At 27.4% G+C, this 8,156-nt stretch carries 15 protein-coding genes and 1 pseudogene; 14 read left to right on the forward strand and 2 right to left on the reverse strand.

The annotated features are described in order from the left end of the window. Window positions 1-179 precede the first annotated feature (179 nt). The 4 genes and pseudogenes from A500_RS05825 to A500_RS05835 all read left to right on the forward strand — a co-directional run bounded on the left by A500_RS05825 (window position 180) and on the right by A500_RS05835 (window position 1,931). Window positions 180-773, forward strand: coding sequence for a GNAT family N-acetyltransferase (locus A500_RS05825; RefSeq protein ID WP_016206661.1), 594 nt, complete (start codon window positions 180-182; stop codon window positions 771-773). Window positions 774-840: 67 nt separating this feature from the next. After that, window positions 841-1,224 carry a VOC family protein gene (locus A500_RS05830; protein WP_016206662.1) on the forward strand — a complete coding sequence of 128 codons (384 nt, stop codon included), beginning with the start codon at window positions 841-843 and terminating at the stop codon, window positions 1,222-1,224. A gap of 23 nt (window positions 1,225-1,247) precedes the next feature. Then, the gene (locus tag A500_RS20330) at window positions 1,248-1,406 is read left to right on the forward strand and encodes a hypothetical protein (protein WP_156174326.1); all 159 of its coding nucleotides are present in this window, start codon (window positions 1,248-1,250) and stop codon (window positions 1,404-1,406) included. A 61-nt stretch (window positions 1,407-1,467) separates the two neighbouring features. Beyond that, window positions 1,468-1,931: pseudogene (locus A500_RS05835) on the forward strand (pyridoxamine 5'-phosphate oxidase family protein). A gap of 118 nt (window positions 1,932-2,049) precedes the next feature. On the opposite strand, the gene A500_RS05840 reads toward A500_RS05835, so the two are convergent. Further along, window positions 2,050-2,346, reverse strand: a complete 297-nt coding sequence (locus A500_RS05840; RefSeq protein WP_016206663.1) for a YciI family protein — start codon at window positions 2,344-2,346, stop codon at window positions 2,050-2,052. Between the two features lie 158 nt (window positions 2,347-2,504). Between A500_RS05840 and A500_RS05845 the strand changes: the two genes are divergently transcribed. The 10 genes from A500_RS05845 to A500_RS05880 all read left to right on the forward strand — a co-directional run bounded on the left by A500_RS05845 (window position 2,505) and on the right by A500_RS05880 (window position 7,115). Continuing rightward, complete coding sequence (locus A500_RS05845) at window positions 2,505-3,026, forward strand: GNAT family N-acetyltransferase (RefSeq protein WP_016206664.1); 522 nt, start codon at window positions 2,505-2,507, stop codon at window positions 3,024-3,026. 63 nt (window positions 3,027-3,089) lie between these two features. Beyond that, complete coding sequence (locus A500_RS05850; RefSeq protein WP_016206665.1) at window positions 3,090-3,920, forward strand: nucleotidyltransferase domain-containing protein; 831 nt, start codon at window positions 3,090-3,092, stop codon at window positions 3,918-3,920. Window positions 3,921-3,968: 48 nt separating this feature from the next. After that, window positions 3,969-4,220, forward strand: a complete 252-nt coding sequence (locus tag A500_RS21650; protein ID WP_016206666.1) for a serine hydrolase — start codon at window positions 3,969-3,971, stop codon at window positions 4,218-4,220. Beyond that, window positions 4,217-4,894, forward strand: a complete 678-nt coding sequence (locus A500_RS05855; protein WP_016206667.1) for a serine hydrolase domain-containing protein — start codon at window positions 4,217-4,219, stop codon at window positions 4,892-4,894. Before A500_RS21650 ends, A500_RS05855 begins: the two co-directional genes overlap by 4 nt. A 52-nt stretch (window positions 4,895-4,946) precedes the next feature. Continuing rightward, a complete protein-coding gene (locus A500_RS05860; RefSeq protein WP_016206668.1) occupies window positions 4,947-5,378 on the forward strand; it encodes a VOC family protein in 432 nt (143 codons plus the stop codon). Between the two features lie 35 nt (window positions 5,379-5,413). Further along, window positions 5,414-5,569: a DNA topology modulation protein FlaR-related protein gene (locus A500_RS21145; RefSeq protein ID WP_016206669.1), complete on the forward strand. Its 156-nt coding sequence runs from the start codon at window positions 5,414-5,416 to the stop codon at window positions 5,567-5,569. Beyond that, on the forward strand, window positions 5,518-5,901 hold the full coding sequence (locus tag A500_RS05865) for a P-loop NTPase family protein (RefSeq protein ID WP_016206670.1): 384 nt from the start codon (window positions 5,518-5,520) through the stop codon (window positions 5,899-5,901). Before A500_RS21145 ends, A500_RS05865 begins: the two co-directional genes overlap by 52 nt. A gap of 22 nt (window positions 5,902-5,923) precedes the next feature. Beyond that, window positions 5,924-6,394, forward strand: a complete 471-nt coding sequence (locus A500_RS05870; RefSeq protein ID WP_016206671.1) for a hypothetical protein — start codon at window positions 5,924-5,926, stop codon at window positions 6,392-6,394. Window positions 6,395-6,490: 96 nt separating this feature from the next. After that, window positions 6,491-6,742: a hypothetical protein gene (locus tag A500_RS05875; RefSeq protein ID WP_016206672.1), complete on the forward strand. Its 252-nt coding sequence runs from the start codon at window positions 6,491-6,493 to the stop codon at window positions 6,740-6,742. Window positions 6,743-6,833: 91 nt separating this feature from the next. Beyond that, a complete protein-coding gene (locus A500_RS05880; protein ID WP_016206673.1) occupies window positions 6,834-7,115 on the forward strand; it encodes a toxin-antitoxin system YwqK family antitoxin in 282 nt (93 codons plus the stop codon). A 110-nt stretch (window positions 7,116-7,225) separates the two neighbouring features. Here the strand turns inward: A500_RS05880 and A500_RS05885 are convergent, their stop codons facing one another. Beyond that, window positions 7,226-8,080 carry a biotin--[acetyl-CoA-carboxylase] ligase gene (locus tag A500_RS05885; RefSeq protein WP_016206674.1) on the reverse strand — a complete coding sequence of 285 codons (855 nt, stop codon included), beginning with the start codon at window positions 8,078-8,080 and terminating at the stop codon, window positions 7,226-7,228. Window positions 8,081-8,156 lie beyond the last annotated feature (76 nt).

The raw sequence follows: 8,156 nt of genomic DNA on the forward strand, positions 1-8,156 counted from the left end.
ATACTCGTAAATAAGTATAAATATAATAAATAAGAACAAATTATATAACAAAAGAAGGATATACATTAAATCTATAATTATGATATAATTACCAAAAAAGAAGTGTAATTTATATAAAATAGTTAAGATTTTACCAATAAAGATAAAAATAAAACTGAAGCATACTGGGAGGATAAAAAATGGATATAAAAATAAGAATCGCTAGTGAAAATGATGCAGAAGAAATTTTACAAATATATGCACCATATATAAGGGATACAATAATAACTTTTGAATATGAAGTACCATCAATTGAAGAATTTAAAAATCGTATTAGAAAAATATCAAAAGATTATCCTTATTTAGTTTGTACTTTAGATGAAAAAATAATTGGATATGCATATTCATATAGACATAAAGAAAGGGCAGCTTATCAATGGAATGTTGAGTTATCTGTTTATATCGATAATAAATATCTACATTATGGATTAGGAAAGGCTTTTTATACGGCTTTAATTGAAATATCTAAACTACAAAATATTCAAAATATATATGGAGTAGTTACATCTAATAATATAAATAGTGAAAAATTACACGAGTATTTTGGATTTAATAAATTAGGAGTTTATCATAATACGGGATATAAATTTGATAAATGGCATGATGTTACTTGGTTTGAAAAAAGAGTTAATGAATATTATGGTGAACCAAAACCTTTATTATCAATTAAAGATATTGATAAAGGGACATTTAATGAGATTATAGACAAGTGTTGTAAGATGATAAAATTATAAAATGACCTTATAACACATCTATTATAGAGCAGCTATAGATTAATAGTTTCATGTGGAGGTAGATATTATGAAAGAAATATTATATATGTCACATTGTGTTTTCCCAACATCTGATATAAAAAAGACAGCAGCTTATTATAAAGAGGTACTAGGATTCAGAGTGGAAGAATATCTTGATGTAAGTGAACCACATATTTGTTTGTATCGTGATTTTACTGAGATTATTTTGACAAAATCAAATGGACAGGAAGTAATTCCAAATAGAAAGCTATATGGATATGGTTATGATGCATATTTTATAACAAATAATCAAGAAATCTTACAAGAGGAATTAAAAAATTCAGGAGCTAAAATTGTTCGTAAATTATCACATACTGATTATTGTAATAAAGAGTTTGTTATTGAAGATATTGATGGCAGGTGGATAGGTTTTGGAATAAAAGAAATTTAAAATCATTTAAGGAGACAGACTAATTGGAAGCTTTGATAAGAATTTTAAATGAAAATATATTAGAAAATAATACTTGTGTTGAAATGAACTTTTGTATTGATGATGATATGGAATATAAAGATTGTTGGCTTGGAAAAATGTTAGATAAGAATAATATTAATAAGGAAATACAATATATTTAGAAAAATTATAAGTGAATAAAACGTGATAGTTTATATTAAAAGGGATTATGAAGGAGTTAATATGTTTAATGGAATAAGAAGAAGTGATAGAAAAATTGATAGGTTAGAAGCAATACAACTATTAAAAAAGTGTGAATATGGAGTTTTATCTACGATGAATGAAAATGGATATCCTTATGGGGTTCCATTAAGTTATATTTATACAAATGATTCAATATATTTTCATAGTGCATTAGAAGGACATAAGTTAGAAAACTTGAAAAATAATGATAAAGTATCTTTTTGTGTAGTTGGACAAACAAATGTATTGCCAGATAAGTTTAGCACTAAATATGAAAGTGTAATAATCTTTGGGAGTGCAAAAGAAGTTTTTGATGATGAAAAAATGTAGTTCTTTTGGAATTAATAAATAAATATTCACCAGATTATATAGAAAAGGGTAAAATATATATTAAAAATGCAGGTTCAAAAACTAAAGTTATAAAAGTAAATATAGATCATATATCTGGAAAGGCAAGAAGATAATTTAATAGATAGGATTTATTATGAATAATACCTATAAATTATATACATTTTTAAGGAAATCTAAGAGTTCCCTTAAAAATGTATTAATCTATTAGTATTATCATTTGATTATTTAAATTTATCTATCAAACCATTCATTAGTTTGTGGATGAGTATAGTGAGGAGTAAATTCTATAATATTATATTCTTGAGAACCAGAAATTTTAAGTGGATCAGAATTTAAATAAGCTTTGATTTCTTCGATAGAATTAGCTTTCATGATTAAAATTCCGCCACTCATATTTTCCTTAAGTCCTGTTATTAATGTTACACCTCTTTCTATTGCTTTTTGAGAATAAGCTATATGTTCCTTCATAACACTTTCATCTATTTCTAAAGTAGAGTTTAATGTACCTTCAATAATGAAATATTTCACTTTTATTAACCTCCTTTATATAAAATATAATATACATATTATATCATAATAATAACTAACAATGAATTATTATTTGTTGAAATTTATAAAGCTTATTGAATTATTTTAAGAGGAGTTTAAAATTTATTTATAATAAATAGCATAGGGGGCAAGTTAGAATGAAGTTTTTAATAAGACCAATAGATATTGGAGATGGAAAAGGAATAAATTTACTTAGGCGTATGCCAGGTGTGTTTGAAAATATACTTGGCATCCCATCAGAGAGAGTAAAACGTAATGAGGATTTTATTATGAATATGGATGGCAACCATCACCAATTTGTAGCTGTAATAGAGGATAAAAATGGTGAAGAAATTATTATTGGTACTGCAGGTTTAGTGATAAATGCAAATCCTCGCACACGACATAGTGGTAGTATAGGCATTATGATTCATAAGGACTATCAAAATATTGGCGTTGGAACTGCATTAATGGAAGCTTTACTTGATGTTGCAGACAACTGGTTGATGCTGATTCGTGTTGAATTAGGAGTTTTTGAAGATAATAAAAGGGCTATTCACCTTTATGAAAAACTAGGCTTTGAAAAGGAAGGTCTTAAACGTCTTGCAGCTATTAGGAATGGTAAATATGAAAATGAATACGTAATGGCAAGGATAAACCCAAAATATATAAAAAAATAGTTGTATAAAATCATAAACAATAAATGACAATTTGTTAATTTAAGATAAATATAGGAGATAAATATGATTATTAAAAAAATTTTAGATGAAATAACTACTGAACTTAAAGGTATTCCTGGTATTGTAGGAATAGTTTTAGGAGGTTCAAGAGCGAGAGGTACAAATCATCAAGATTCTGATATTGATATTGGTATATATTACAATGAATCAGAGGGGTTTAAAGTTAGTGAAATTGATAAAATTGCTACAAAGCTAGATGATGAACATAGAATAAATTTAGTTAGTTCATTAGGAGAATGGGGTCCTTGGGTAAATGCAGGAGGATGGCTAGTAATTCAAGGATATCGTGTGGATTTTATATTTCGTGATGTAAAACGTGTATCGAAAGTAATTGATGATTGTTTAAATGGAAAAATTTCATCAAATTATCAGACAGGACATCCACATGCTTATTTAAACTCTATGTATATGGGAGAAGTAGCAATTTGTAAGATATTAGATGATCCTAAAAATAAAATTACCGAATTAAAAGAAAAAACTATACCTTATTCAGAAAACTTAAGAAATGCAATAATTGGTTGGTATATGTTTGAAGCCTCTTTTTCTCTAATGTTTGCTAAATCAAATATAGACAAAGATGATATTTCATATGTTTGTGGTCATTGCTTCAGAAGTATTTCTTCCTTAAATCAAGTTTTATTTGCTTTAAATAATGAGTATTGTATTAATGAGAAAAAAGCAGTAAAAATGATAGATGCTTTTAAAACTAAACCGCAAAATTATAAGAAAAGAATAGATGAGCTTATTACTTTAATTTCTTTTAATGAAAGTAATACAAGAAAAGGAGTAGAAATACTTGAGGAACTTGTTAATGAAGTGAAAGCTTTATGTTAGATGCCTATATAATATATATAAAATGAATTATAAATGGAGAATAATGTAATGAATAATGAAATATTAAAAGATTTAATAGTATCAGTAAAAGATCAAAACCTTCACGTGCTTAATGTTGTTGTTAGGAAAAATGGAAATATAATTGCAAAATATGATTTTGAAGAAGAAAAGCCAATACTTTTATATTCTGTAAGCAAGACATTTACATCAATAGCAGTAGGAATTTCAATTAGTGAAGGATATCTTAATCTTACAGATAAGATTATAGATTTTTTCCTGAGGCAAAAGAGATACCTATGAATGAATATTTAAAAGAAATTACTATTCATGATTTGCTTTGTATGGGAAGTGGTCATGGAGAGTGTCCTGTAATGAAAGCTGACTGGAGTGATGATAAGGAGTGGGATATATCTCAATTATTTTTTAATGAGCCAATTATATTTAAACCAGGTACTCGTTTTATATATGATAATTCAGCAACTTATATGCTTTCAAAGATTATAAGTATAACAACAGGAAGTAAATTAGATGAATACTTAAATGAAAAGGTATTTAAATATTTACAAATACCGAAACCTAAATGGGATACATGCCCAAAGGGAATTCCACAAGGGTTTTCTGGGGTGTATTTAACAGCTGATGAGTTGTCCAGATTTGGGCAGCTAATACTTAATAAAGGAATATGGAATGGAAATCAACTTATTCCTTCAAGTTATATAGAGCAAGCAACATCTGTTCAGATTCAAACAAAAGATTTTAATGAAAAGTTTGCAACAGAAGATCATCATCAAGGATATGGCTATCAAATGTGGATGAATTCATATAATGGTTCATATCGTATGGATGGGTTATATGGTAATTATGTAGTGATTTTGCCAGATAAGAATGCAGTTGTAACTTATGTTTCAAATGAGCCCAAGAATATGACAGGGATTCTAGAACTTACATGGAATACTTTAATAGATAAATTATAATTATTTAAAAAATAAAAACTGGCTATAAAAATATTATATGAGGAGATTGAGAATGAATAAAATTACATGTATTTGTTTAGGGGTAAGAAGTATGGAAAGAGCGATAAAGTTCTATAGAGATGGACTTGGATTTAAAACTGATGAAAAAGAAGACAATCCAAAAGTAGTGTTCTTTGATACAGCAGGAACAAAATTTGAGCTTTATCCTTTAGATTTATTAGCTGAGGATATAAATGAAGAAAATCCTCCAAAAATAAATAGTGGATTTTCAGGTATCACATTAGCATATAATGTAGAATTTAAAGAAGATGTTGATAAAGTTATTGAGTTAGCTAGAAGTGCTGGAGCGACTATAGTTAAAGAACCTCAAGATGTATTTTGGGGGGGATATCATGCATATTTTAGTGATCTTGATGGTTATTATTGGGAAGTTGCATGGGGACCTAATTTTAAATACGATGAAAATGGGTTACTTATTTTATAAGCTATCTATTTGGATTTAGTTTGATTGGAGAATATATGAAAATATTAATCTTTGGTATAGTTGCAAGTGGAAAAACAACACTTTCAAAAGAGCTATCTTTAAAATACAATATCCCATGTTATGAAGGAGATAGCATAGCATGGGGGGAGAAGGAGAAGAGAGATATAAACGTTCGGATTCTGAGCAATTAAATAGAATTTTAGAAATTGACAAAAGAGGTCATTGGATAATTGAGGGAACTTATAGAGAAAGTCAAAAATGCTTGTTTGATATGGCGGATAAAATTATTTTCTTAGATACTCCATTACATATTAGAAGGATGAGAATAATTACACGTATTTTAAAACAAAAGTTTAGAATAGAAAAATGTAATTACAATCCTACCTTTGAAATGTTAAAAAATATGTTCAAGTGGACAAAAGATTTTGAAGATAAGCGAGATAAATATGAAAATATGCTGTTATGCTATGAAGATAAATTAATAAGAATAAAAAATGTTAAAGAGTTGAATATGAATATATAAGTTAAGTTTTGGAGGAAATTATATGTTAGGACATATAGGATTTTCATATATAGGATTAGTTTATTTATTGATGTTATTTATTCCTAATATTATCTGGATAAAGCATCAGCCAGAAAACTATGATTATAGCAATGAAAACAAAATATTGCTCATATTTGAGCGTGTTGGACAAGTAGCTGTAACATGTTGTGCTTTAATTTTTTCAGATTTTAATATTACTACTTTTTCTCTTTGGAGTCTCTGGCTAATCCTATCATTTATTTTAATGGTTTTATATGAGGCATATTGGGTTAGGTATTTTACAGGAGAACCTACATTGAAAAATTTCTATCGTAGTTTATATGGTATTCCAGTTCCTGGAGCAACTCTTCCTATTATGGCATTTTTGTTATTAGGAGTATATGGGAAGGTAATTTGGATGATTGTATCTATAATAATTCTTGGGATTGGTCATATAGGGATACATTTTCAGCACTTGAAGCAGATAGAATAGAATTAAAAAATATGTTATAATCTATTCAGAATAATATTAAGTTAAATTGATTTCATTTAACTAATATGGAAACTGAAGCTTGAAAGGAGAATAAATATGCTTGAATATAAATTTGATACTCAATTATTAATTGAGGGGAATAATCTTTCAGAAGATGCAATTAATGAATATATAACTAAAAATATTGAGGGAGATTGTTTACTTGCAGTTGGAGATGAAGATTTGATAAAGGTTCATTTTCATACTAATACTCCATGGAGGGTACTTGAGTATTGTGCTTCTTTAGGAGATATATATGATGTTGTTATTGAAAACATGGAACGTCAAGAAAATGGACTGCAAGGTTAATATATAGAAGCAGCTAATTATATGAATAACTTATTATTCAAAAGTGAATATGCGGTGTTTATCAACTTATAAGAAAAGAGGAGTATAGTCTATGGATAATGAAAAATGTGATCTAATCCATCCTAATGGAATTAAAGAAAAGAAATTAGAAGTAATTGATGGCTATACAATTAAATACCATGCTAACGGAATTACTATGTGGTCTAAAGGTAAAATTGTAAATAATCAACCAGAAGGATATTGGGAATGGTATCGACCAGATGGTACAATTAAACGTTCAGGGTACTTTGAAAATGGAGAACCAATTGGTGAATGGATTACATATAATAATAAAGGAGAAAAATACAAAATAACTCAAAAAGGTAAAAGATAATAATAGAGAGTGTAAGTTTAATTTTTTACAACTTATTTTTTATCCTAATCCATGGGAAAAAGACATACAAAACTAAATACTGTCCAAAGAGCCTAGATTTCCTAGGCTCTTTATAGTTTAATACTTACTTCACCAGAAGATAAGAATCTAATAGCACCATCTTCCATCTTAACTTTAAGTCTACATTCATCATCAATTTCAAGAACAGTGGCTTTTTCATAAATTTTATTAGTAAATATAGTTACCTCTTTATTAATTAATAGAGATCTCATTTTATAAGATTTCAGAAAAGACCTATCCTCTATGTGTTTGTAATAATCCCAAAAGAGATTCAAAACTTTAGCTATAAGCTTACTTCTAATATGAATGGACGTATGAGAATAATCTTCAAAAATTCCAGTTGCTATATCTTTAATTTCCTTTGCAAAGCCTTCTTTTGGTGCTATTACATTAATACCAATACCTAAAACAGCATAATCAATTGTATTACTTTGAAAATTAAAAGATGCTTCTGTTAATATTCCACATACCTTTTTGTTGTCACAATATATATCATTAACCCATTTTATTTTAGCTTCCTTATCAGAAACAGCTTCTATAGCTTCAGCCACAGCCACAGCAGCAGCGATAGTAATAAGAAATGATATTGAAGCACTTATCTGTGGACGTAAAAGAATGCTCATATAAATTCCAGTACCTTTTGGTGAATGAAACTTTCTGCCTAATCTTCCTCGGCCTCCAGTTTGCTCCTCTGAAATAATTATAGTACCTTCTCTTTCTCCATTAACTGCAAGTTCTTTTATTGCTGTATTGGTAGAATCAATTGTTTTATATACATTTATATTAAACTCATTATTATTTTCACTTAAATATTTATTTATAATTTCAGAGGATAAGACATCTTCATTATTAGAAAGTATATAATTCTCATTATTAACTTCTAAAGATTTATTATCTAAATTCATTGTTATCACCTATAATGTTTAATAATTTTATTTTATTAAATATTATAACATACAAGCTTTTTCTAAAATATAAATT

The organism is Clostridium sartagoforme AAU1 (genome assembly GCF_000401215.1).
GTDB lineage: Bacteria > Bacillota > Clostridia > Clostridiales > Clostridiaceae > Clostridium > Clostridium sartagoforme.